Annotated in this window: 20 protein-coding genes; 4 read left to right on the forward strand and 16 right to left on the reverse strand. The window is 66.1% G+C overall.

Annotated features, from left to right (window positions below; translation table 11 throughout):
• Positions 1-66: 66 nt before the first annotated feature.
• The 9 genes from pfkB to FJT57_RS07505 form a co-directional block, all read right to left on the reverse strand.
• The gene (gene pfkB, locus FJT57_RS07465; protein ID WP_144903677.1) at positions 67-1056 is read right to left on the reverse strand and encodes a 1-phosphofructokinase; all 990 of its coding nucleotides are present in this window, start codon (positions 1054-1056) and stop codon (positions 67-69) included.
• Complete coding sequence (gene glpR, locus FJT57_RS07470) at positions 1053-1832, reverse strand: HTH-type transcriptional regulator GlpR (protein ID WP_144903680.1); 780 nt, start codon at positions 1830-1832, stop codon at positions 1053-1055. The genes pfkB and glpR overlap by 4 nt, the downstream gene beginning before the upstream one ends.
• 263 nt (positions 1833-2095) lie before the next feature.
• Entirely contained in the window at positions 2096-3076 is a 981-nt protein-coding gene (leuB, locus tag FJT57_RS07475; RefSeq protein WP_144903683.1) for a 3-isopropylmalate dehydrogenase, read from the reverse strand.
• A complete protein-coding gene (leuD, locus tag FJT57_RS07480) occupies positions 3069-3677 on the reverse strand; it encodes a 3-isopropylmalate dehydratase small subunit (protein WP_144903686.1) in 609 nt (202 codons plus the stop codon). Before leuD ends, leuB begins: the two co-directional genes overlap by 8 nt.
• Positions 3674-5095, reverse strand: a complete 1422-nt coding sequence (gene leuC, locus FJT57_RS07485; protein ID WP_144903690.1) for a 3-isopropylmalate dehydratase large subunit — start codon at positions 5093-5095, stop codon at positions 3674-3676. The genes leuD and leuC overlap by 4 nt, the downstream gene beginning before the upstream one ends.
• 50 nt (positions 5096-5145) lie before the next feature.
• Positions 5146-6183 carry a ketol-acid reductoisomerase gene (ilvC, locus tag FJT57_RS07490; protein ID WP_144903692.1) on the reverse strand — a complete coding sequence of 346 codons (1038 nt, stop codon included), beginning with the start codon at positions 6181-6183 and terminating at the stop codon, positions 5146-5148.
• A gap of 10 nt (positions 6184-6193) precedes the next feature.
• On the reverse strand, positions 6194-6868 hold the full coding sequence (gene ilvN, locus FJT57_RS07495) for an acetolactate synthase small subunit (RefSeq protein WP_144903695.1): 675 nt from the start codon (positions 6866-6868) through the stop codon (positions 6194-6196).
• Positions 6865-8640: a biosynthetic-type acetolactate synthase large subunit gene (gene ilvB / locus FJT57_RS07500; protein ID WP_144903696.1), complete on the reverse strand. Its 1776-nt coding sequence runs from the start codon at positions 8638-8640 to the stop codon at positions 6865-6867. Before ilvB ends, ilvN begins: the two co-directional genes overlap by 4 nt.
• A 451-nt stretch (positions 8641-9091) precedes the next feature.
• Positions 9092-10345, reverse strand: a complete 1254-nt coding sequence (locus FJT57_RS07505) for a homocitrate synthase/isopropylmalate synthase family protein (protein WP_144903699.1) — start codon at positions 10343-10345, stop codon at positions 9092-9094.
• Between the two features lie 403 nt (positions 10346-10748).
• Between FJT57_RS07505 and FJT57_RS07510 the strand changes: the two genes are divergently transcribed.
• The gene (locus FJT57_RS07510) at positions 10749-11033 is read left to right on the forward strand and encodes a DUF5779 family protein (protein WP_144903702.1); all 285 of its coding nucleotides are present in this window, start codon (positions 10749-10751) and stop codon (positions 11031-11033) included.
• Positions 11034-11140: 107 nt separating this feature from the next.
• On the opposite strand, the gene FJT57_RS07515 is transcribed toward FJT57_RS07510, so the two are convergent.
• On the reverse strand, positions 11141-11947 hold the full coding sequence (locus FJT57_RS07515) for a VOC family protein (protein ID WP_144903704.1): 807 nt from the start codon (positions 11945-11947) through the stop codon (positions 11141-11143).
• Positions 11948-12163: 216 nt separating this feature from the next.
• Between FJT57_RS07515 and FJT57_RS07520 the strand changes: the two genes are divergently transcribed.
• On the forward strand, positions 12164-14458 hold the full coding sequence (locus FJT57_RS07520; protein WP_144903707.1) for a hybrid sensor histidine kinase/response regulator: 2295 nt from the start codon (positions 12164-12166) through the stop codon (positions 14456-14458).
• A gap of 86 nt (positions 14459-14544) precedes the next feature.
• Here FJT57_RS07520 and FJT57_RS07525 read toward each other — a convergent pair whose 3' ends face one another.
• From FJT57_RS07525 to FJT57_RS07535, 3 genes are all read right to left on the reverse strand, one after another.
• Positions 14545-15381: an RAD55 family ATPase gene (locus FJT57_RS07525; RefSeq protein WP_144903710.1), complete on the reverse strand. Its 837-nt coding sequence runs from the start codon at positions 15379-15381 to the stop codon at positions 14545-14547.
• A gap of 123 nt (positions 15382-15504) precedes the next feature.
• Complete coding sequence (locus FJT57_RS07530; protein WP_144903713.1) at positions 15505-15831, reverse strand: cupin domain-containing protein; 327 nt, start codon at positions 15829-15831, stop codon at positions 15505-15507.
• A gap of 122 nt (positions 15832-15953) precedes the next feature.
• Positions 15954-17588 (reverse strand): sensor histidine kinase, encoded by a 1635-nt coding sequence (locus FJT57_RS07535; protein WP_144903715.1) that lies wholly within the window; start codon positions 17586-17588, stop codon positions 15954-15956.
• 580 nt (positions 17589-18168) lie between these two features.
• Here FJT57_RS07535 and FJT57_RS07540 point away from each other — a divergent pair.
• Positions 18169-19398 (forward strand): HD domain-containing protein, encoded by a 1230-nt coding sequence (locus FJT57_RS07540; protein ID WP_144903717.1) that lies wholly within the window; start codon positions 18169-18171, stop codon positions 19396-19398.
• 112 nt (positions 19399-19510) lie between these two features.
• Entirely contained in the window at positions 19511-20524 is a 1014-nt protein-coding gene (locus FJT57_RS07545) for an amidohydrolase family protein (RefSeq protein WP_144903720.1), read from the forward strand.
• A gap of 180 nt (positions 20525-20704) precedes the next feature.
• Here the strand turns inward: FJT57_RS07545 and FJT57_RS07550 are convergent, their stop codons facing one another.
• The 3 genes from FJT57_RS07550 to pyrG are packed head-to-tail and all read right to left on the reverse strand — an operon-like array spanning position 20705 to position 23603.
• Positions 20705-21031, reverse strand: coding sequence for a DUF7126 family protein (locus FJT57_RS07550; protein ID WP_144903722.1), 327 nt, complete (start codon positions 21029-21031; stop codon positions 20705-20707).
• Entirely contained in the window at positions 21028-21945 is a 918-nt protein-coding gene (gene guaA, locus FJT57_RS07555) for a glutamine-hydrolyzing GMP synthase (RefSeq protein ID WP_144903725.1), read from the reverse strand. The genes FJT57_RS07550 and guaA overlap by 4 nt, the downstream gene beginning before the upstream one ends.
• Entirely contained in the window at positions 21945-23603 is a 1659-nt protein-coding gene (gene pyrG / locus FJT57_RS07560) for a glutamine hydrolyzing CTP synthase (protein ID WP_144903728.1), read from the reverse strand. The genes guaA and pyrG overlap by 1 nt, the downstream gene beginning before the upstream one ends.
• Between the last annotated feature and the right edge of the window lie 145 nt (positions 23604-23748).

A 23748-nucleotide genomic window follows, 5' to 3' on the forward strand; every position in this document is an offset into this window, starting at 1 on the left:
AATACTTTCGCTCGTGATTGTTTCTGATCTATTACACTGATATCAATGCAATATCGCTCAAATCGATCAAATCGCCGTGACGTCGACTCGCTCCCGATCCGAATACACGTCGTCGAACGGGGGGACGCGCGTTCCGGAGACGGACACAACCCGCGCGGCCACCGCGACGGCGGTTTTGAGCGCGATGTCGACTGATTCGTCGCGTGCGAGTCCCGCGAGGAAGCCCGAGAGGAGCGCGTCGCCAGCGCCGACCGTGTCGACGACGTCTACCGGAAGGGCGGGAGCGTAGTACGCATCCGACGCCGAAACGACCAGCGCCCCGTCGGGCCCGAGCGAAGCCAACACGAACCGGAACCCTCGCGCCCGGAGGTCACGCGCCGCGGCGACGGCGTCGTCGACGGTCTCGACATCGCGGCCGGTCGCGGCGGCGAGTTCGTCCCGGTTCGGCTTGCACACGAGGTACTCGGCGTCGAGTCGCTGCAGAAACGACCCGCCCATATCGACGGCCGTCTCCCACGGTCCGGCCTCCGCCAGGCGATCCACCGCATCGGCGTCGATACCGCGCGGAAGGCTCCCGGCGACGACGAGTCGCTCGGGGTCGCGGGCCTCGACCCGTCGAATGAGTCCGTCCACCTCCCTGTCGTCGACGACGGGTCCGTTGTGATTGATTTTGTACTCGCCGCCCGGACTCAACACCGTCGTATTCATCCGGGTCCGTCCCCCGATCTCGACGAAGTCGCGGGCGATCCCCTCCTCGTCGAGCGCGTCGCCGATCATCCCACCGAACGGCCCGCCCAAGAACCCGGTTGCTGGCGCGTCGACGCCCAGTTCGGTGAGGTACTGCGAGACGTTGATTCCCTTTCCCCCCGCGTCGAACTGCGCGTCGTCGGTCCTCGCGACCGCCCCCTCTCGAAGCGGCTCGTCGATCGTCACCGTGTGATCGAGCGCCGGGTTCATCGTGACGGTCAGAACGTCCGGGCCGGTCGCGTTCGTCTCCTCGGCGTCTATCGAATCTGCCGGATCAGCCGAATCCGTCGGATCAGTCGAAGCGGTCATTTCGCGACGGCCTCCGCGTCGGCGACGACGACGGTGACGTCTTCGGCCTCGAACCGCTCGATCTCCTCCTGGGAGATCTCTCCCGCGGTGATGAACACGTCGACGTCCGACAGGTCCGCGAAGGTCACGAACGAGCGTTCGCCGACTTTCGTCGCGTCCGCGACGAGAACGACGCGCGAAGCGCGCTGCACCATCAGCTCTTTCACGCGGGCCTCCTCCTCGTTGGGCGTCGTGAGCCCGGTCTCGACGTCGACCGCGTTCGCGCCCAGAAAGAGGAGATCGAAGTTCGTCCGTTCGAGGAACGATTCGGCGGTCGGCCCGACGAGCGAGCGCGTCCGGCGTCGGAGGGTGCCGCCGGTTAGCTTCACGTCGTTGTCCTCCTTCCCGAGCTCGACTGCGAGCCGCGGAGAGTTCGTCACGGCGAGCATCGACCCATCTTTCGGCGTGTTCTGTGCGACCTGCATCGTCGTCGTCCCCGCATCGAAGAAGACCACCTGGCCGTCGGTGATCTCCTCGACGGCGCGCTCGGATATCGCGCGCTTCGCGTCGAGGTTCTGGACTTCCTTCTGTCCGTACGCCTGCTCGTGTCCGACGCTCGTTACGGGCACGGCACCGCCGTGGGACCGCTCGATGAGACCTCGGTCCTCCAGTTCGTGGAGGTCGCGACGGATCGTCGCCTTCGAGTATCCCAGTTCGTCGGCGAGGGCTTCGACCGACTGACCGTCCGCGGCGGTGACGAGTTCCACGATGCGCCGTTTTCTCTCAGCGGGTAACATGAGGGTCGTCTGTCCGAGATTCGATCTGAATATTGTTAATGGTTTGTGTTCGTATCGGATCGGATACGGGAGAATCCTATATCGAACAATCACGAACGGACACTAACGGTCGGAGTCGACCGCCTCGGCTACGTTCCGGACGATCGAGGTGCGTGTATACGCGATGAGATCGTTGCTGGCATCACTGGAGATCGCGAACGAAACAAAAACCAAAACGATCCGTGCCTCAGTCGAAGCGATGTACGACTGCGCGCGTGAGGCCTTCAGTCGAGGCGGTCGAGGACCGCGCTCGTGACGTCCTCGGTTCCGGCATCGCCGCCGAGATCGGCGGTCCGCGGCCCGTCTTCGAGCACGGACTCGACCGCGTTGCGGACGTTCGCCGCCTCGTCGGCGTAGCCGAGGTGGTCGAGCAACATCGCGGCAGAGAGGATGGCCGCGGAGGGGTTGGCGACGCCCTCTCCCGCGATGTCGGGAGCGGTGCCGTGAACGGGTTCGAACAGCGCGTTGTCGGGGCCGACGTTGGCGGAGGGAAGCAGTCCCAGTCCGCCGACGAGCCCGGCCGCTAAGTCCGAGAGCACGTCGCCCGCGAGGTTCGGGCAGACGACGACGTCGAACTGCGTCGGATCCAGACACACCCGCGTCGCGAACGCGTCCATCAGGACCTCTTCGGTCTCGACGCCCGCCTCTTCGGCGACGTCGACGACCGCGTCGCGGAACCGACCATCGGTCTCGCGCATCACGTTCGCCTTGTGGACGACCTGGAAGCCGCCGTTCCCCTGCTCGGTGACGTACTCGCAGGCGAATTCGGCCAATCGCTCGCTCGCGGAGGTCGTCACGACGCGGGTGAGCGTCGACAGATCGTCGGAGAGACGGTTCTCGTGGCCAGCGTAGACCCCCTCGGTGTTCTCGCGCAGGAAGACCAGGTCCGTTTCCGGACGAACGGCGTCGACGCCGGGGTACGCCCGCGCGGGGCGGATGTTGACGTAGGAACCGACCGCCTCCCGAAGCGGGAGGATGACGTCCGCGGCGGTCTCACCGGCCGCGCCGAACAGCGTCGCGTCGGCGTCGGCGACGGTGTCGTACGTCTCCTGCGGCAGCGCTTCTCCGGTCGCTTCCAGCACTCCGTCTCCGGCCTCGGCCTCGACGAACTCGAAGTCGCCGACGGCCTCCAGCACGGAGACCGCCGCGGGGACGACTTCCGTGCCGATGCCGTCGCCCTCGATGACGACGATCTCCTCACTCATCGATATAGGGCAGGGCGGCGGCTTTCTCGGCGACCGCGTCGGCGTTGGACTTCATCAGCGCCGTCGTGTCCCAGACGCCCTCGGTGAGCGCCCGTCGCTGTGCGTCGTCGACCGTCGCCTCGATCGTCGTGTCGCCGTAGGTGACGGTCTCGGCCTCGACGTCGACGTCGATCTCGCCGTCGGGGTTCTCGTCGATCCACTCCTGCAGTTCGACGATCGTGTCGTGGTCGGCCGTGACCGTGGGAATTCCCAGCGCGAGGCAGTTCCCGGCGAAGATCTCGGCGAAGGACTCGCCGATGATCGCGTCGATTCCCCAGCGCATCAGCGCCTGCGGCGCGTGTTCGCGCGAGGATCCGCAGCCGAAGTTGGCGTTGACTGCGAGGACGGAGGCGTCCTGGAACTGCGGTTCGTTGAAGGGGTGGTCCTTCTGGTTGTCGTCCTCGTCGAACCGGAGATCGAAGAACGCGAACTCGCCGAGGCCGTCGAAGGTGACGACCTTCATAAAGCGCGCGGGGATGATCTGGTCGGTGTCGATGTCGTTCCCGCGGATCGGGATACCCGTGCCAGAGACGGCGTCGATTTCGGGGATCTCGTCGGTCATACCAGAGTCACCTCCTTCAGTTCGCGCACGTCAGTCACTTCGCCGGTGATCGCCGCGGCGACGACCATCCGGGGGCTCATCAGCACGGTGCGGCCGTCCTTCGATCCTTGGCGGCCGATGAAGTTGCGGTTCGAGGAGGACGCGCAGGCCTCGTCGCCCTGCAGTTGGTCCTCGTTCATCCCGAGACACATCGAACAGCCCGCGTTGCGCCACTCGAAGCCCGCCTCCTCGAAGATCTTGTCGAGACCTTCGGCCTCGGCGGCGGCCTTCACGCGCTGGCTGCCGGGGACGACCATCGCGCGGACGTCCTCGTGGACCTGCTGGCCCTCCACGACCTCCGCCGCGCGGCGCAGATCGGGGAGCCGCGCGTTCGTACACGAACCCAGGAAGGCGACGTCGATCTCGTAGCCCTCCATCGTGTCGCCGGGCGTGACGCGCATGTGCTCCTGTGCGTGCCGTGCGCTGTCCGCTTTGTCGGCCGGAAGCGACTCGGGGGTCGGGATTGGATCGCTGATGCCGACGCCCTGTCCGGGCGTGGTTCCCCAGGTGACGACGGGTTCCAGTTCGGAGCCGTCGATGGTGACGACGTCGTCGTACTCGGCGTCGTCGTCCGAGCGGATCGACTCCCAGTAGGGCTTCAGCTCGTCGAATTTCTCGGGGTTCTCCCGGAAGTGGTCGGTCTCCGCCAGCCACTCGTAGGTGGTCTCGTCGGGGTTGACGTAGCCCGCGCGAGCGCCGCCCTCGATGGACATATTGCAGATGCTCATCCGCCCTTCCATATCGAGGTTCTCGATGGCCTCGCCCGCGTACTCGTAGACGTAGCCGACGCCGCCCTCGGTGCCGAGCCGACGGATCACTTCGAGGATGATATCCTTCGCCTCGACGCCGGGGCCGAGTTCGCCCGTGACCTCGATCTTCCGGACCTTCTTCTTCTCCATCGCGACGGTCTGGGTCGCGAGCACGTCGCGGATCTGGCTCGTCCCGATCCCGAACGCCAGCGCGCCGAACGCGCCGTGCGTCGAGGTGTGGGAGTCGCCGCAGACGATCGTCTTCCCGGGCTGGGTGAGTCCCTGCTCGGGGCCGATGACGTGGACGATCCCCTGCTCGCCCGTCGTCGGGTCGGAGAACTGAATCCCCGACTCGCGGACGTTCTGTTCCAGTTCGGACATCATCTCCTCGGCGGCGGCATCGCGGTACGGCCGCGACTGGTCCGCCGTCGGGACGATGTGGTCGACCGTCGCGTGGGTGAGCTCCGGATAGGCGACCTCCAGATCCCGCTCCTGCAGCATCCCGAACGCCTGGGGGCTCGTCACCTCGTGGATGAGGTGGAGGCCGACGAACAGCTGCGTCTGTCCGGTCGGCAGCTCGGAGACGGTGTGTTCCTCCCACACCTTGTCGTACAGCGTTCCCTCACTCATACTCTATCACCGTCTGTCGCGAATACCTGTGTCACTGTCGTCATCGTGGTTCAGTCGTCCGCGGGCGCTTCCGCGGCCTCTTCGTCCTCGGCACCCCACGCGAACAGATCGCGCAGCGGCTTGCCGACCTGTTCGACCTCGTGGGTCTCCTCGGCGTTCTTCAGCTGGGTGTACGACGGTCGTCCGGCCTGGTTCTCCGCGATCCACTCGCGGGCGAACGTCCCGTCCTGTACTTCCTCGAGGATCTCCTCCATCCGCTCGCGCGCGTGGTCGTCGATGACCCGTTCGCCGCGTGAGAGACCGCCGTACTCGGCGGTGTCGGAGACGGAGTCCCACATGTTAGAGAGGCCGTCCTCGTACATCAGATCGACGATTAGCTTCATCTCGTTGAGGCACTCGAAGTACGCCATCTCGGGGGCGTATCCGGCGTCGACGAGCGTTTCGTACCCCTCCTTGACGAGCGCCGTCATCCCGCCGCAGAGGACGGCCTGCTCGCCGAAGAGGTCGGTCTCGGTCTCCTCGCGGAACGTCGTCTCGATGACGCCTGCGCGGGTACAGCCGATCCCGTGGGCGTATGCGAGCGCGCGTTCCCGCGCGTCACCCGTCTCGTCCTGATAGATCGCCAGGAGACCGGGCGTCCCCTGCCCCGCCTCGTAGTTGCGTCGGACGAGGTGTCCCGGCGACTTCGGCGCGACCATCGTCACGTCGACGTCTTCCGGGGGCTGAATCTGGTTGTAGTGGATGTTGAATCCGTGGGCGAACTGCAGCGTGTTGCCGGGTTCGAGACCGTCTCTGATCTCCTCGAACACCGCGGGCTGGACCGTGTCGGGGACGAGCACGGAGACGATGTCGGCCTCGGCGGCCGCGTCGGCGGGCGTTTCGACCCGCAGGCCGTCGGCTTCGGCGGCGGCGCGCGAGGAGGAGTCCTCGCGGAGGCCGACGATCACGTCGACACCGGAGTCGGAGAGGTTCTGCGAGTGGGCGTGACCCTGGCTGCCGTAGCCGAGGACGGCCACGGTCTCGTCGTCGATGTATGAGCGGTCCGCGTCGTCGTCGTAGTATACCGTCGTATCTAGATCTTCTGTCATTGTAGTATCGTTATTGTGTGTTTGTCGGCTTCGTCGGTTCGTCCGCGGTGCCCGGCTTCTCGCCCGGCACGGTCGCTTGATCGCCGCGCGCCAGCGCGGTGTATCCTGTCCGAGCGATCTCGATGATGCCGAACTGGCGGAACGCGTCGATGGCGTCGTCGACCTTCTGTTCGTCGCCGGTGAGTTGGACCGTGATGGTCCGCGGCCCGGCGTCGAGCGTCTGTCCGTCGTACATCTCCGTGACGGCGTGCACCTTGTCGGGTTCGTCGCCCTCAACCTTCAGGAGGACGAGTTCGGTCCGCACGGCGTCGTCGTCGAGTTCACCGACGGAGATGACCGGCTTGAGTTTGGCGAGTTGCTTCTCCGCCTGGTCGATCCCCGGATCGGGCTCTTCGATGACCATCGTGATCCGCGAGTGGTTCTCGACGGTCGTCGGACCGACGGTGAGGCTCTCGATGTTGAACTGCCGTCGCGAGAACAGCCCCGCGATGCGCGAGAGCACGCCGGGATCGTTCTCGACGAGCGCCGACAGCACCGCCCGACGCGGTTCGTGTTCGGACTCGGCCGCCGGATCGATGCGGATCCCCTGGGCGTTCCGTCGGCCCTCGGGATGCGGCCGCTCCTCCGGCTCCGGTCCTTGCAGTCCGTGCTTCGGCAGATCGTCGTGGGAATCGTCCGAGCTCATAGCTGGTCCTCCGTCAGTGCGAACTTGCCGTTTGCGCCGCCGGAGGCGACCATCGGATAGACGTTCTCCGCCGGGTCGATGTGGAAGTCGATGACCGACGGCCCGTCGTACGCGAGCGCCTCCTCGACGGCGTCTGTGACCTCGTCGTAGTCGTCGACGCGCCACCCGCGCGCGCCGAACGCCTCCGCCAGTTTGTCGAACTCGGGACACCAGTTGTACTCGGCGGCCATCCGTCGGCCCTCGAAGAAGGCGTCCTGCCACTGGCGGACCATCCCGATGTACTCGTTGTTGAGCACCGCGACGGTGATGTCCAGTTCCTCGCGGACGGCGACCGAAAGCTCCTGGATCGTCATCAGGAACGAGCCGTCGCCGTCGATGCAGACGACGTCCTGGTCGTCGTCGGCCGCGATCCGCGCGCCGATCGCCGCGGGCAGCCCGTAGCCCATCGTTCCGAGGCCGTGAGACGACACCCACGTCCGCGGCTCGGTGAAGTTCCAGTACTGGGCGGCCCACATCTGATGCTGTCCGACGCCGCTCGTGACGATGGTGTTGTCGTCGGTCGCCTCGTCGAGCACCTCAACGACGAACTGCGGCTTCAGCGGCTCGTCGTCGGGCGTCGCATAGTCCATCGGGTACTCGTCCTTCCACGTGCGACACTGCTCGCGCCACTCCTCGGCGTCGGGAGCGGTCGCGATCGCGTCGTCGAGCTGGTTGAGGACGATTCCCGCGTCGCCGATGAGCGGGTAGTCCGCGTGGACGTTCTTCGAGATCTCGGCGGGATCGATGTCGATGTGAACGACCTCCGCTTCGGGCGCGAACGTGTCGATACCACCGGTCAGGCGGTCGTCGAAGCGCGTCCCGACGGCGATCAGCAGATCGGTGTGCGTGATCGCCATATTCGCGTAGCCGGTGCCGTGCATCCCCGCCCACGACAGGCAGAGATCGTCGTCCTCGGGGAACGAGCCGATCCCTGGCATCGTCGTGACGACCGGGATATCGTGCCCGTCGGCGAACGCGCGGGCCTGCTCGGTGGCGTCGGCTTTGATGACGCCGCCGCCGAAGAGCAGCAGCGGCCGCTCGGCGGCCTCGATCGCCTCGGCGGCCGTTTGCACGTTCTCCTCGTCGGCGACGTACTGCGGCCGCGTCGTCTCCGGCGGCTCCGCCGGACCGGGTTCGACTTCGGTGTCGGCGAGCGAGACGTCCTTCGGCAGGTCGACGAGCGTCGGCCCGGGACGTCCCTCGCCCGCGAGCGCGAGCGCCTCGCCGACGGTGTCGCCGACGCTGTCGGGGTCGCTGGCGAAGTAGTTGTGCTTCGTGATCGGCGCGGTCACGCCGGTCGTGTCGGTCTCCTGGAACGCGTCGGAGCCGACCATATCCGCCGGGACCTGGCCGGTGAGTGCGAGCAACCCGTCGGAGTCCATATTGGCGTCGGCGATTCCCGTGACGAGATTCGTCGCGCCCGGGCCCGACGTCGCCAGACAGACGCCCGGTTCGTTCCGGACGACGCTGAACGCGTCGGCGGCGTGCGCCGCCCCCTGCTCGTGCGCCATCGTGACGTGGCGGATGTCCGAGTGGTACAGCGCGTCGTAGATGGGCATAATCGCCCCACCCTGGACGCCGAATGCGGCCTCGACGCCCTCGTTTTCGAGGGCGCGAATGACGGATTCGGAGCCCGTCGTGACGGGCGATTGCGCCGCCTCGGTCGCTTCGGCTTCACCCTCCGCGGCCGGGTTCGTCTCCTCGTTCGGCGAGGACGGTGCCTGTTTGCTCATCGGCGCTCACCTCGTTCGGTGGCCGAGCGGTTACTCGCGCGCGTGCTGGTCACTGCGCGGTGGGCCGCTGGGCGGTTGGTCTGCGTGCGATACGTCGATGTCGGTCGTGCGGATCGAGCGTGGTACTCCATAGTCGGTGTGTGACGGTCACTGGTCGGTTGGACGGCGAGCGCGAACGGAATCGAGACGAAAATGTGGCTATGCGGGGCTATAGGGCCCCTACAATGATCCGCGTGTCGACGCCGAGCGTCTCGGCGTCGGCCGACCGGCACACGGCGGCGAACGGCGCCGCTCTCGGCGCGGCGTCCCTCGCGTGGGTGTGCGGTCGTCGCATCGTATCCCACAGATTCGTCTCGTCGGTTATTAACGTTTCGCGCCGCGCGCCCGTTCGGAGAGATCGGTCGGCAGCGCACCCGTGGCTCGTCGGATCGAGCAACCGGCGCGCGCGCCATCAGGCGCGGACCTCCTCCTGTTCGTCGTCCTCGTCGACCCGCTCGACGTCCGCCTCGCGGGCGAATCGCGTCAACACGTCGACGGTGACGCGCTCTTTCTCCGCGCCGTAGTCCTTGACGCGGCGGGTGACCTCGCGGACCTCCGTGTCCGTCGGGGTGAACCCGGACTCCTCCAGTCGCTTCCGGACGGAGTGCGTGCCGGTGTGCTTTCCGAGGACGAACTCCCGCTGGGCACCGACCATCTCGGGCGTCATCACGCCGGGTTCGAACGTGTCGGCGTTCTCGAGGACGCCCGCGGCGTGGATCCCGCTCTCGTGTGAGAAGGCGTTTCGTCCCACGACCGGCTTGTTGGCCGGAACCGGGATGTCGCTGGCCTCCTCGACCATCCGCGACAGTTCGGTGATTCGGGTGGTGTCGACCCCCGTATCGACGCCGTACAGCGACTCCGCCGCCATCACGACCTCCTCGAAGGCGGCGTTGCCAGCGCGTTCGCCGATCCCGTTGACCGACACCTGCGCCTGCGACGCGCCGGCCTCGAAACCGGCCATCGCGTTCGCGGCGGCCAGTCCGAAGTCGTCGTGCGCGTGGACGTCGATCCGCGCGTCGGTGTGCTTTCGGACCTCGCGAACCATATTCGCGAAGCGCGTCGGCGTCGCGACGCCCGTCGTATCGGGGATGTTGACCCAATCGACGCCCGCCTCGTCGACGGCGCTCAGGATCTCCGCCAGGAAGTCGATGTCGGTCCGGGTGGCGTCCATCGGCGAGAACATCGCTTCCGCGCCCGCCTCTTTCACCCGTTCGACGCTCGCGACGGCGCGCTCGACGGCCTCCTCGCGGGAGGCGTGCATCGAGTCCGCCAACTGGACGTCGCTCGTGCTGACGAAGACGTGGATCAACTCCACCCCGGAGTCGATCGCGGCTTCGACGTCTTTGTCGACGACACGAGCCAGTCCGCAGACGGTCGTGTCCGTCGCGGCGGCGATGTCGCTCACGGATTCGAACTCGGCCTCGGAGTTGACCGGGAATCCCGCCTCGATGACGTGCGTCCCCATCTCGTCCAGCGTCGCGGCGATGTTACGCTTCTCGTCGTAGCTGAACGAGGTGCGTGGCGACTGCTCACCGTCGCGGAGCGTCGTGTCGAAAATCCGTACGTTCTCGATCTCGGATTCAGTTATTTGGGCTAATGTGCCCTGGAAGAACTCGACCAGCCGGGGTGTCCGACTGAGCCTCCATGTCGTCGTGAGACATTGTATCTGTTCACTGCCCGGGAAAGCTATTAAAGGCTTTCGCTGTGGCCGGTCTCGACGGCGGATTTCGGCTCACGCGACGACCGTGGAGATCGCTTCCGAAACGTCCGAATCCGCCGTGTGATCCGCACTCTTCCGACAGAATCACCCGAGTCGCATTCTCAGTGATTCGCCGGTTCGGGCCGTGTCACGACTCCGGAATTGGCGCAATTTCCGCCGCAAATCCGGCCGATCGACCACTCGAAACGCTCGCGCGCACGTCAGAAGTGGACACACGACCAAGCTCTTGTCGGACGGATGCGTATCCTCGTCGCCGCCACTTCCGGACCATCGTACGTGGCGCCGCTCTCCGTCACCGGCGGGCAACCACGCCCGAATCCTTTTCGTCCCGCTTCTCGTGGGAGCGATTATGAGCGATTTCAACCTGAACCTCTCGGAGGCCGAAGAACACCTCGACGACGACGTCGAGGGCGACGTGGTGCTCGGTGTGCTCGACGGCTCGACGGATCCCGAACTGTGGATCGAAGCGATCGAGTCCGACAACGTCCTCGTGCTCGCCGTCGAGGGCGACCTCAACGAACTGGCGAAGGGCTTCGCCCGACCCGTGCGGGATATGGGCGGTACCCTGACGCACTTCCGCCGGTTCCTCGTCGTCGCGCCGCCGGGCGTCGATATCGACACCGACCGGCTCTGATCAGCGGTCCTCGGCCATCGATTCGCATCTCACTGCCCACGATTCCCCAGTGACATCGACCGCGGGACTCCCGGATTCACCGTTCCCACCGCCGGGTCGTCGAGTCATCAGTCGTCGGTTCGCAGAAACGTCAGCACGTGTCCGTCGTCGTCGACGACGCGGATCCCGCCGTCGACGGGTACCGGGTCATTCGGCCACGGTCCGCCCGCCTCGACCGCGGCGTCGGGGTTCGGTGCGGCGAACGCGAGATCGACGTGGACGCCGCCGCGCGCGTCTGCAATCCCCAACTGCGGCTCCCAGAGTTCGAGTGCCACCGGGCCGTCGAGGCGGACGCGGCGGCGCTCGGATCCGCGGTCGACCACCTCGAATCCCAGCCGTCGGTAGCGGGCCTCCGCGCGACCGAGATCCGTCACCTCCAGCACGACCTCGAAGATTCCCGTGAGCGGGGGCGTCGTTTCGTCGGACTCGGGGGCCGCGGGGGGCGGGGTCGCACTTTCTGCCCCGGTGTCGACACTCCCGATCTCGACGCAGTTCCCGTCCGGATCGTACACGTACAGCGAGTCGCTCGATCCGAACGAGAACTCGACGGGGTCGAGATCGGCGAGTCGGCGTCGCCAGCGCGGGTACGCCTCCGGCGTCGTCGAGAACGCGTAGTGGGTGTGGACGCCGCCGCGCGGCCGATCGGTCGGCCGACGGAGCACGAGCGTGGTCGGATCAGCATCGCCGGTGCCGATCCGGTATCCAATCGATTCGGAATCCGGATCGGCGTCGCGGTTCGACCTCGCGTCCCGTGCGGTCTCCGTTCGCGACACTGATTCACCCGACGGCGCGAGACCGAACCGCTTCTCGTAGAACGTCCGCGCCCGTTCGAGCGATTTCACTTCGAGGCCGAGCCGACGGAATCCGGTGAGCATACCACCGATTGGCGCTCGACTCCCAAGGGTGTGCTGCCCGGGCGGAGTATCGTTTCGAGCAGAGTGTCAGTTCGGGCAGAGTGTCGGTTCGGGCGTTCCGAGAGGGAACCCAGCGGTCAACTAGCGTCGCATCGGCCAAATGGCGGTGCGTCGGCAAGCTATCAGCCGCGATACCCGCCGCGTACTTATATATCAGCAGTCTCTGTATTGTTTCGTATGGCTGAAACGACGGGGGTCTCGCGGGACCAACCCACGGAGACGCGCGTGCTCCACGTCGACGACGATCCGGCGATCGTGGATCTCACGGCCGCGTTTCTGACTCGGTTCGACGACTCGTTCTCCGTCTACACCTCGACCGATGCCGAAGCGGCGCTGGAACGTATCGAAGGCGAACAGATCGACTGCGTGGTCAGCGACTACGAGATGCCGAAGATGGACGGACTCGAACTCCTCGAACGGGTGCGGGAGTTCGACCCCGACGTTCCGTTCATCCTCTTTACGGGCCGGGGATCCGAGGAGATCGCGAGCAAGGCGATCTCCGCCGGAGTGACTGACTACCTCCAGAAGGAAACCGGGACCGAGCAGTACACCGTCCTCGCGAACCGGATCGAAAACGCCGTCGAACAGACCCGTTCACAGCGGGCGCTGGCCGAAAGCGAGAAGCGGCTCTCCCGTCTGTTCGATCAGTCGCCGCTGGGGATGATCGAATACGACGAGACGTTCACGGTCGTCAGGGTCAACCACGCGGCGACGGAGATCACGGGCTACGACGCCGAGGAACTGGTCGGCGGCACGTGGCTCCCGATCGTCCCCGAGGAGCTCCACCGCCACGTCGCCGAAGTGGAGCGACAGTTGCTCGCGGACCGCGGCGGCTACCAGAGCGTGAACGAGCTGGTGCGCAAAGACGGTGAGCGACGGCTGTGCGCCTGGCACAACCGGGTCGTCACCGACGGCGACGGCGAGATCATCACGATCTTCTCGCAGTTCGAGGACATCACCGAAGAGCGTCGTCAGCGCGAGGCGCTCGAACAGACGAACATCCTCCGGTCGACGCTCTTCGAGACGCTTCCGGTCGGCGTCCTCGCGGAGGATTCCGATCGGAACGTGCTCCGGATCAACGATCGGTTGCTTGAACTGTTCGACATCTCCGCAGACCTCGACGACGTAATCGGTTCCGACTGCGAGGCCTTTGCCGAGGAGATCAGCACGCTCTTCGAGAACCCGGCGGGCTTCGTCTCGCGGATCGAGAAACTGATCGACTCGCGGGAAGCCGTCTGGAACGACGAACTCGTCCTCGCGGACGGCCGCGCCTTCGAGCGGAACTACCGCCCGATCGAGCTTCCGGACGGGCCGGGGCATCTGTGGGTGTACTACGACATCACGGAGCGCAAGCGACGCGAACAGCGACTCGAAGCGCTGAACGAGACGGCCAGAGAGTTGATGACGGCCGAAAGCTGCACCGAGGTGGCCGATATCGGCGTCGACGCAGCCGAGACGGTCCTCGAACTCGACGCCAACGTCATCAACTTCTACGAGGAGGGCACGGGCCTGGTTCCCGTCGCCTACAGCGAGACGGCGACAGAACTCGTCGGTGAGCTACCCGCGTTTTCGACCGGCGAGGGAATCGCGTGGCGCGTCTACGAACAGGGAACGCCGCAGTCGGTCGAGGACGTCCAGTCGGATCCGGACGTCTACAACCCCGACACGAACATCCGCAGCGAGCTGTACATCCCGCTCGACGAGTACGGGCTACTCATCGCGGGATCGCCGACGCCGGACGCGTTCGACGCCGAGGACGTCGTCCTCGGCGAGATCCTCGGGATCAACATCGTGACGGCGCTCGAACAGGTCCAGCGCAACGAGCGGATTCGCGAGCGCGAACGGGAGCTGACCCGACAGAACGCGCGGCTGGAGGAGTTCGCGAGCGTCGTCTCGCACGACCTCCGCAATCCGTTGAACGTGGCTGAGGGACGCCTGGAACTGGCCGCCGAGGAGTGCGACAGCGAGCAGCTCGAGTACGTCGCGGACGCGCACGACCGGATGATCGAACTCATCGACGACCTCCTCACGCTCGCGCGCGACCGGGACACCGACATCGATCCGACGCCCGTCTCGATCGGTTCGTTCGTCGAGTCGTGTTGGCAGAACGTCGAAACAGGGGACGCCGACCTCGCGGTCGACGTCGACGGCGTGATCAGCGCCGACGAAACACAGCTCAGACAGCTCCTGGAGAACCTCCTCCGCAATGCCATCGAACACGGTGGGGGCGCGGTGCGAGTCGGCTGCGTTCCGGGCGGGTTCTACGTCGAAGACGACGGGCCGGGCATCCCGGCCGACGAACGCGAGCAGGTCTTCGAGTACGGCTACTCGACGACCCAAGGCGGGACGGGATTCGGCCTCTCGATCGTGCAACAGTGCGCGGCGTCGCACGGCTGGGAGATCCGCGCGACCGAGAGCGACTCCGGCGGCGCGCGGTTCGAGGTCACCGGCGTCGACCTCGCGGAGGAGTGACTCGGGTGTCTGAACGAGAGGAGATCCGAACCGCCGCCGCGCATCGCATTTCGCGCCTCTCCTCACCTACTCATACGCGCCTCTCCTCACCTGATCTTTCGCACGTCGCTGACGTCGAAGCCGCCCTCGTGAATCTCGGTCTCGAACCGGACGATGTTCTCGCGTTCGATCTGCGAGAGGACGCCGCGGAACTCCTGGACGACCATCGTCCGCGCGCGTTTCGATCCGCCGGACTCCCACTCGAACTGCAGCGTCCCGTCGGCGGCGTCGATCAGGTGACCGAGTTCGGTCCGTGCGAGCGCCTCGCGGCTGGCGTACGCCAACACGAGGCCGTCCCAGCGGTGTGCGGCCTTGCCGAGCCCGCGCAACAGCATCGCGATGTCGTTCCAGGTCATCTCGTCGGAGATCGCCGCGAGGAGGTCCGTGATCGAGTCGATGACGACGAGGTTCCCCGGCGCGTGGGCGTTGAGGTGACGTCCGAGCGCCGTGAGGACCGACGCTCGCTCCTCGCGACCGCCGAGGTCCTGTAGCGTCGTCGTCTCGCCTAAGTACCACTCGCGCGGGACCGGGCTCAACTGGAAGTATTCCGGAGAGAAGTCGCGAACGGAGATCTGATCCGCCGCGGCCCTCACGAGGTCGTCGTCGAGCACGTACGACATCTCCCGATACAGGTTCTCCTCCCCGTCGGTAAAGGAGAGGTAGTGAACATTCTCGGGGAGCCTGGCGTCGTCGTGAAGGTCGCCGTAGTGGAGTCCGAACAGCTCGGGATCGACGTGCGCGACGGCGTTCATCGTCGCGCTCGTGTACATAAACTCCCGCGCGCCCGCCCCCGGTTCCCCGACGAGGAGCACGACCGTCCCCGACGGCGCGCCGCCGCCGACGACGCTGTCGAAGTGGGACACGCCGAACGGGATGCGATCCATACGCACCCGTCTCGGGCGTCGCCGTTAACCGTTTCGGGCAACCGGGGACAGCAACCGTTCTCTCGGACGTGAGATATCGAAGAACCAGTTACGGGAGCGGATCCCGAACCTCTCGGACCGACGTCAGGGCAGCGGACAGAGACTCGCGGTGAAGACGGCGACCTCGTCGGCCTCGTTGCGCGCGCCGTGGACGGCCCCGCGGTCGTGCCGGACCACGCCGGGAGCGTCGACGGTCTCAGTCTCCCCGTCGCGCACGACGGCGACAGCGCCTTCGAGCACGTGGAAGACGTTCGTGCTCTCGGCGTGTTCGTGCGGTTCGAGTTCGGCTCCGGGACCGAGCGCGAACGCCTTCACGAGCACGTCGTCGGTGACCACGAGCTCTGCGGTCTGGATCTCTCCGTCGTCGGGGTCGAGCGTCGAACGGACGTCGTCGTACAGGTCGAGTGCCATACCTGAGCGGTGCGGCGGAACCGCCTATAGGTTGTCGGTCGCGCGCACGTGCGATGACGACAGAGGTGAACCGGGGACTATACGGTGATGAATCGATGGCTCGACCGTGGAAAGTCGATGGATCAGTCCGTTCGGACCTCGAAGCGTGCGCCGCCGTCCGTCCCCTCGGCCGCCCGAATCTCCCAGCCGTGGGCGTCGACGATCTCGGAGACGATAGCGAGGCCAAATCCGGTTCCGTCGGTGGACGTCGTGTACCCTGCCTCGAAGATCTGCTCGCGTTCGTCGGCCGGGATGCCCGGCCCGTCGTCTTCGACGTAGAACCCCGGCCCGTCATCGAGGGGGCCGACTGTCACCGTGACGTCGCCGCCGCCGTGTTCGACGGCGTTTCGAAACAGGTTCTCGAACAGTTGCTGGAGGCGTTCTGGGTCCGCGATAACCCGCAGTCCCGCCTCGGTATCGACCGAGAACGACGCTTCCTTGGACGCGATCATTCCCCACGACCGCTCCGCGAGGACACCGATATCGACGGGTTCGGTCTCGTCGATTGCGACGCCCTCGCGGGCGAGAGTCAGCATCTCCTCGATGAGCTGTTCCATCCGCCTGTGCGCCCTGACGACCGGTTCGAGATGCTCGATTTCGTCCTCGTCGATGGCGAGTTCGACCCGCCCCTTCGCGACCTGTAGCGGGTTGCGGAGGTCGTGTGAGACGATACTCGCGAACTGTTCGAGCTTCTCGTTTTTCGATTCGAGCTCCTTGCGATACTGTTCGCGGTGCGTCACATCGGTCAGGACGATCGACCTGCCCGTCTGTGCGCTCCCGGTCGTGAACGGGTTCGAGGAGACGTTGTAGTACCTGGTCGTGTCTCCGTCCTCGATTTCGAGTATCGACTCGGGATCGTCGACCGCGTCGAGCAGCTCCGGGGTCAACTCCCCCAAAGGCTCGTCGAGCGCGTTCGAGAGCGCGGGGAACAGCTCCGCCGCGCGTCGGTTGTAATCCCGGAGATCACCGCTTTCGTCGACGACGATAATCGGATCGGTCGTCTCGCCCGCGACCCTGACGAACTGGAACTGATCGAAGTACAGCGAGAACACGCCCACGGAGAACGCGGCCACGCCGATCGACGAGTAGGTGATGTCGAGGACGTAGGGAGAGACCGCCCCCGCGACGTCGAGCAGCACCGGAATCGCGGTGAGGCCGATCAGCACGAACAGCGGGCGAGTGTCGGAGTTGACGCGGGTGAACAGCTCGAAGAGCATAAAGAAGCCGACGAACGCGAGCGCGTACGCCAGTCCCATCGCGACCCAGTGGAACGCCCGATGGCGCATTTCGAGGTACGCGAAGGGCGTCGTCGCGGACTCGGCCACGAAGTACCAGTTGTGAATCGGGTTCGTGAGCTTCACCGCGATAATCACGATGAACACGGCGACGAACGCGCGCCGCACGGTGGGGTTACGGTGGATCGATCGGCCGGTGTAGGCCGAGCAGAAGTACAGCCACGGGCCGACAGAGGCGATACCGACGACGAGCCCGATGACGTAGGCACCGTATCTGAGCCCGACCGTCGGGAGCGTGAGGTATCCAACGTGTGCGGCCGCCCAGCCGCCGCTCGTCAGGAGCAACCAGCGGAGGCCGTCCCGGGTATCTTCGTCTTCGATCTGTCTGGTTCGAGACACCGTCGCAAAGCAAACGATCGCAGCGGCGGCGAAGGCGAACACGTAGGCGCCGTACAGTGCGCTCTGCGAAGATAGCGGAAGCATCCGTATCGGTTTGCTCCCGAATTGGGAGGCACCATCATCAACCCACCGAATCGCGTGACCGATGAGTCCTGAACCGCGCGACTGGCGAGTCGCGAATCCCCGAAAAGGGAGTGTCGATCGCGTGGATGGGGTACCATCCACAACCGGGTGCCTCTGTTCACCGGTCGCCGGTGGGGTCAGCGATCGGCAGCGGAGGTACCCTTGTTTCGGGCCGGTGGTCAGGCCAGCCGGCCGCGACGCCGACGAGGCCGAGACGGGAGCATCGGCGCACGTCGGCGCGTCGGTCCCGCGGTGAGAGGCCGAAGACGCCAGTGGGGAGGCGTCCGCGGCCCCTCGAACGGGTGAGACGGCCGCACCGACCATCCATCGGGGCGGCCGCACAGCGACGTCGCGCGGCGCGGCACGACGTCGCAGTCACTGCTTACTCGGGAGGGAACTTCAACCGGCCCGACGGTCAATCCGATTTCACTGCTCTTCGACGATCAAATCCGGCTAAATTCGGGTAAATCATCACACTTCCTTGCCGGTATTTTTCTCGATCGTCCGACGCCTTTTGTACGATGCCGCGCCAACGCGGCGTATGACCACGATCAAGGACAGCGTCCACGACCACATCGAGGTCGATGGCGTCGCCGCCGCCCTCCTCGATACCGAGCCGGTGCAGCGACTCCGACACGTCAAGCAGTTGGGCACCGTCCAGTTGGTCTACCCCTCCGCAAACCACACGCGCTTCGAGCACTCACTCGGCGTCTATCACCTCGCGGACCGCGCGCTCTCTCACCTCGGGATCGAAGGACCGCGGGCGGAGGAAATCCGCGCGGCGGCCCTGCTGCACGACGTCGGTCACGGACCCTACAGCCACAACGTCGAGCCCGTCACGCACCGCTACACCGGCAAGTACCACGACGACGTCCACGAGCTACTGGCCGGGGGGTCGGTGGGTGACACGCTCCGGGAGCACGATCTCGATCCCGCCCGCGTCGCCGACCTCGTCGCTGGCGAGGGCCAGTACGGCCAACTCGTCTCCGGCGAACTCGACGTCGATCGGATGGACTACCTCGTCCGCGACGCCCACCACACCGGCGTTCCCTACGGAACGATCGACCACGAGCGACTCGTCCGCGAGCTCACGTTCGTCGACGGCGAGCTCGTGCTCGCGGAGGGGAACGTCCAGACGGCGGAGTCCCTGCTGCTCGCACGCGCGCTGATGAATCCCACCGTCTACCAGCACCACGTCGCCCGCATCTCGAAGGCGATGCTCCGACGCGGCGCGGAGCGACTGCTCGATCGGACGGACCGCACCCCCGAGGAGCTCCGGCGGATGGACGACCACGACCTGCTGGTCGCGCTGCGAACGACCGAGGCGACGGCGGCGACCGCCCGGCGACTGCGGACCCGCGATCTGTACAAACGGTCGGTCTGGGCCGAGATTGACGCCGTTCCCGACGAGGTCGTCGACGCAGACTACGAGACGATCCGCGACCTCGAAGCCGAGATCGCCTCGCGTTCGGACCTAACCGACGGCGAGGTCGTCGTCGACGTCCCGAAGCGCCCCGGGATGACGGAGTCGACCTCGCGGGTGATGGTGAGCGGCGAGATGCGACAGTTGGGCAAGCAGTCGCCCCTGGTTTCGGCGCTGCGGACGGCCCAGCGACAGCAGTGGCGGCTCGGCGTCTACGTACCCGAATCAGAGACGGACGCGGTCGGACGCGTGGCGGCCGAGACGCTCGGCCTCGACATCGACGGCGCGCTCGTCTCCGACGTTCGCCCCGGCGTGACGGCGACGCTCGACGAGTTCACGGAGTCGTGAACGAAGTCGTGGATGGTGTCGTGAACGAAGTCGTGGGTGGATTCGTCCCGATCGGCGCGACACCCGCGCCGCTTCGGGAGTTTCAAGCCGCTGTACCGGCGATGCGTATGCAATGATTGTCGAGGGAACGGTACTGCGTGGTCCCGAACTCGAACCCATCAGAGGGCGCGTTATCGTCGAAGAAGGTGCAATCGTCGCGGTCGAGGAGGCGGACGTGTACTCCGAGGACGTCGTCCTCCCGGCGTTCGTCAACGCGCACACCCACCTCGGCGACTCCATCGCCAAGGAGGCCGGTGCGGGCCTCTCACTCGACGAACTCGTCGCGCCGCCGGACGGCCTGAAACACCGGTTGCTCAGAGAGGCCAGCCGCGAGGAGACCGTCGAGGCGATGCGCCGGTCGCTCCGGCTGATGGCCGACACCGGCACGGCCGCCTGCCTCGAATTCAGAGAGGGCGACGTCGAGGGCGTCGAGTACATACGCGAGGCCGCCGCGGGCCTCCCGATCGAGCCGGTTGTCCTCGGACGCGAATCGGAGGCGGCGATGCGCGAGTCGGACGGCTTCGGCGCGTCGGGCGCGCGCGACGGCGACTTCGACCGCCTGCGGAACGCCACCCGAGCGGCCGGAAAGCTGTTCGGGATCCACGCGGGCGAGCGCGACCCCCACGACATCAACCCCGCGCTGGATCTCGCGCCCGACTTCGTGGTCCATATGGTCCACCCCGAGTCGCTCCATTACGAGCGCCTCGCCGACAACGACGTCCCCGTCGTCGTCTGTCCGCGATCGAACCTCGTCACCGGCGTCGGCGTCCCGCCGATCCGCGAACTCGTCGCGCGGACGACCGTCGCCCTCGGCACCGACAACGTGATGTTGAACTCGCCGTCGATGTTCCGAGAGATGGAGTTCGCCGCCAAACTCGCCGACGTGCCCGCGACCGAAGTACTCAAAATGGCGACCGTCAACGGGGCCGAGATCGCGGGCCTGGACTGCGGCGTCATCGAACCCGGCCGCGACGCGAAGCTACTCGTCCTCGACGGCGATTCCAACAACCTCGCGGGCGCGCAGGATATCGTTCGCGCGGTCGTCCGCCGCGCCGGTGCGGCGGACGTGAAGAACGTGCTGTTGTGAGATTTCCTCAGCGAGCGCGTTATCCGGGCGAAAACACTTTACTTGCTGTCTATTATCTGTCGTGATGCGTCCGCGACTCGACCGCGGATGCAGGATCCGAGCGGCCGCTCACCGGATGGCACCAGTAGCGGTCCTCGCGATCCGTTCGAAAACGCGCGCCGCGGCGGATCTTCTACTCGGTTATCGCAGGCTGTCGAGCAGTTCCTCGGCGACGATGTCGGCCGATAAGAGCGCGGGGTCGACCGCGAGGTCGGTCTGTCCGCGTGCGAACTCCGGCAGGGAGTCGCGACTGTAGGTGAAAACCCTGATGTCGGGGTTCGTCTCCTTCGCGACCGGGATCGCCGAGGCGTCGTCCATCTCCGTGAGGACGAGGGCCCTCGCATCCTGGATCCCGGCGTCGACGAGGGACTCGCGCGTCGCGATTCCCTCGATTCGGACGACGTCAGCACCCAGCGATTCGAGCGCGTCGCCGAGGCCGTCGGCGTCGGATCCGGTGAGCAGAATCATTCGTACTCGATCGTCGCGGGCGGTTTATGCGTGACGTCGTAGACGACGCGGGCGACGTTCTCGTTCTCGCCGGTGATCCGCGATTGGATGCGCTGGAGCGTCTTCCACGGGAGTTCCTGCGCGCGAGCGGTCATCCCGTCACGGGACTCGACGGAGCGGACCGAGACGATCCAGCCGTGAACGCGGTTGTCGCCTTTCACGCCCGTCGCCTTCCCGACGACCGCGGCGAACGCCTGCCACGGGTCGTGCTCGGCCGTCTCCTCCTCGACGATGTGGCACGCCTCGCGAGCGACCTGCACGTTCTCTCGCGTCACCTCGCCGACGACGCGGATCGCCAGTCCCGGGCCGGGGAACGGCATCCGCTCGGAGATGATCGCTTCGAGGTCGAGGCCGCGAGCGACCTCGCGGACCTCGTCTTTGTACAGTTCTCGTACCGGCTCGACGAGCCCCTCGAAGTCGACGACGTCCGGGAGACCGCCGACGTTGTGGTGGGACTTGATGTTGCCCTCCGACTCGATGCGGTCCGGATAGATCGTCCCCTGCACGAGGTAGTCGGCGTCGGCCGATTTCGCCTCGCGTTCGAACTCGCGGATGAACTGTTCGCCGATCGCGTGACGCTTCTCCTCGGGATCGACGATCCCCGCGAGCGCGTCGAGGAAGCGGTCCTGCGCCTCGACGACGCGCAGCGACTCCATATAGTCGAACGTCTCGCGGATCTGATCGGTCTCGCCCTTCCGCATCAACCCGGTGTCGACGTAGACGGGCGTGAGCCGGTCGCCGATCGCGCGGTACGCGAGGGCGGCGGCCACGGAGGAGTCGACGCCGCCCGAGAGGGCGATGACCGCGTTCGCGTCGCCGACCTGTTCTTCGATCTCTGCCACTGCGTCGTCAATGAAGGATTCTACGTTCACCATTAGGCTTGCACCTCTCTGTCCGAGCGCTCTCGGGCGTCCAGATCGCCAGCGATCGCGTCCAGGAGTCCCACGAACGGCGGGCTCGCCCGATCCGGCCGCGAGCGGAACTCGGGGTGGAACTGCGTGCCGAAGAAGTACGGGTGGTCCGTCCGTTCGAGGATCTCCATTCGGTTGTTGGCTCGACCGGAGAAGGTCAGCGGACCGTCCTCCAGTCGGTCGATGTACTCGGGGTTGACTTCGTAGCGGTGACGGTGCCGCTCGGTGCAGACCGTGTCGCCGTAGACCGTCTCCGCGAGCGAGCCCGATTCGATATCCGTGTCGTGCGCGCCGAGTCGCATCGTGCCGCCCATATCGTCGACCTCGTACTGCTCCGGGAGGATGTCGATGACCGGGTGCGGCGTGTCGGGCTCCAGTTCCGCGGAGTGCGCGCCGTCGAGACCGAGCACGTTACGCGCGTGCTCGACGACCGCCATCTGGAAGCCGAGACAGAGACCGAGGAAGGGGACGTCGTTCTCGCGGCAGTACTGAATCGCTTTGATCTTTCCGGCCGTCCCGCGCGAGCCGAACCCGCCGGGAACGACCACGCCGTCTGCCTCTTTTAACCGGTTTTCGTGGCGGTCGAGCATCTCGTCGGAGTCGACCCACAGGACGTTCACCTCCGTCCGACGCTCGATCCCGGCGTGCTTCAGCGCCTCGTGGACGGACATATACGCGTCTTCGAGGTCGTATTTCCCCACTAGGGCGATGTCGACCTCCTCCGTTCGTTCGCGCGTCACGAGTTCGCGCCAGCGGTTGTCGCGCTCGGGCTTCGGCAGGGCCTCCGGTTCGAGGTCGAGCCGTTCCATCACGTACTCGTCGAGCCCCTCCTCTTCGACCATCAGCGGGACGTGGTAGACGTCCTCGACGTCGGAGTTCGAGAAGACCGCCTCCGTCGGGACGTCACAGAAGAGCGCGATCTTCTCTTTCGTCTCGGGATCGAGTTCGTTCTCACAGCGCCCGACGAGGATGTCGGGCTGAAGACCGATCGAGCGGAGTTCCTTCACCGAATGCTGCGTCGGCTTCGTCTTCTGCTCGCCGTTCTTCGAGTACGGCACGAGCGTGACGTGCGTAAAGAGGATGTCGCCGTCGTCTTCCTCGTGGGAGAACTGCCGGAGCGCTTCCAGGTAGGGCATCCCCTCGATGTCGCCGACGGTGCCGCCGACCTCGACGATGCAGACGTCGGTCCCCTCGGCGGCCTCCCTGATCCGGCGTTTGATGTCGTCGGTGATGTGCGGGATGATCTGGACGGTCTTTCCGAGGTAGTCGCCCGCGCGCTCCTTCTCGATGACGTGCTGATAGGTCTTCCCCGTGGTGACGTTGTGATCGGAGGTCATATCGACGCCGAGGAAGCGCTCGTAGTTCCCCAAATCGAGGTCGACCTCGCCGCCGTCCTTTAGCACATAGACCTCGCCGTGCTGGTAGGGGTTCATCGTCCCCGCGTCGACGTTGAGGTACGGATCGATCTTGACCGCGGTCACGTCGAATCCGGCGTTCGACAGCAGGCGGCCGGTACTCGCGGCGGTGATACCCTTGCCCAGCCCGGACATCACCCCGCCGGTCACGAAAATGAACTTCCGACCCAGTGAGGGGTCGTACCCGGTGTCGGGTTCCTTCGGCATACCGAGTGTGCGCGAGGCCCCGTCAAAACCGTTTCGGAGCGGACGATCCCCTGCGAAACCCCCGCACGCGTTCCTCACGGTTGTTCCGCGAATTCGGCCCGCCGCGGCATCGACGCGACGGTCGACGGCGTCATCGAGTGTGTCG

This window comes from Halobellus captivus, from assembly GCF_007655485.1.
In the GTDB taxonomy this organism is placed as follows: Archaea; Halobacteriota; Halobacteria; order Halobacteriales; family Haloferacaceae; genus Haloquadratum; species Haloquadratum captivum.

Coding starts and splice junctions, on each gene's coding strand:
- leuD (WP_144903686.1), bottom strand. CDS start 3,677: ATGACCGACGAGATCCCCGAAATCGACGCCGTCTCTGGCACGGGTATC.
- guaA (WP_144903725.1), bottom strand. CDS start 21,945: ATGGTGAACGTAGAATCCTTCATTGACGACGCAGTGGCAGAGATCGAA.
- FJT57_RS07510 (WP_144903702.1), top strand. CDS start 10,749: ATGAGCGATTTCAACCTGAACCTCTCGGAGGCCGAAGAACACCTCGAC.
- FJT57_RS07545 (WP_144903720.1), top strand. CDS start 19,511: ATGATTGTCGAGGGAACGGTACTGCGTGGTCCCGAACTCGAACCCATC.
- ilvB (WP_144903696.1), bottom strand. CDS start 8,640: ATGAGCAAACAGGCACCGTCCTCGCCGAACGAGGAGACGAACCCGGCC.
- glpR (WP_144903680.1), bottom strand. CDS start 1,832: ATGTTACCCGCTGAGAGAAAACGGCGCATCGTGGAACTCGTCACCGCC.
- ilvC (WP_144903692.1), bottom strand. CDS start 6,183: ATGACAGAAGATCTAGATACGACGGTATACTACGACGACGACGCGGAC.
- ilvN (WP_144903695.1), bottom strand. CDS start 6,868: ATGAGCTCGGACGATTCCCACGACGATCTGCCGAAGCACGGACTGCAA.
- leuB (WP_144903683.1), bottom strand. CDS start 3,076: ATGAGTGAGGAGATCGTCGTCATCGAGGGCGACGGCATCGGCACGGAA.
- FJT57_RS07520 (WP_144903707.1), top strand. CDS start 12,164: ATGGCTGAAACGACGGGGGTCTCGCGGGACCAACCCACGGAGACGCGC.
- FJT57_RS07530 (WP_144903713.1), bottom strand. CDS start 15,831: ATGGCACTCGACCTGTACGACGACGTCCGTTCGACGCTCGACCCCGAC.
- FJT57_RS07515 (WP_144903704.1), bottom strand. CDS start 11,947: ATGCTCACCGGATTCCGTCGGCTCGGCCTCGAAGTGAAATCGCTCGAA.
- FJT57_RS07535 (WP_144903715.1), bottom strand. CDS start 17,588: ATGCTTCCGCTATCTTCGCAGAGCGCACTGTACGGCGCCTACGTGTTC.
- FJT57_RS07525 (WP_144903710.1), bottom strand. CDS start 15,381: ATGGATCGCATCCCGTTCGGCGTGTCCCACTTCGACAGCGTCGTCGGC.
- pfkB (WP_144903677.1), bottom strand. CDS start 1,056: ATGACCGCTTCGACTGATCCGACGGATTCGGCTGATCCGGCAGATTCG.
- leuC (WP_144903690.1), bottom strand. CDS start 5,095: ATGAGTGAGGGAACGCTGTACGACAAGGTGTGGGAGGAACACACCGTC.
- pyrG (WP_144903728.1), bottom strand. CDS start 23,603: ATGCCGAAGGAACCCGACACCGGGTACGACCCCTCACTGGGTCGGAAG.
- FJT57_RS07540 (WP_144903717.1), top strand. CDS start 18,169: ATGACCACGATCAAGGACAGCGTCCACGACCACATCGAGGTCGATGGC.
- FJT57_RS07550 (WP_144903722.1), bottom strand. CDS start 21,031: ATGATTCTGCTCACCGGATCCGACGCCGACGGCCTCGGCGACGCGCTC.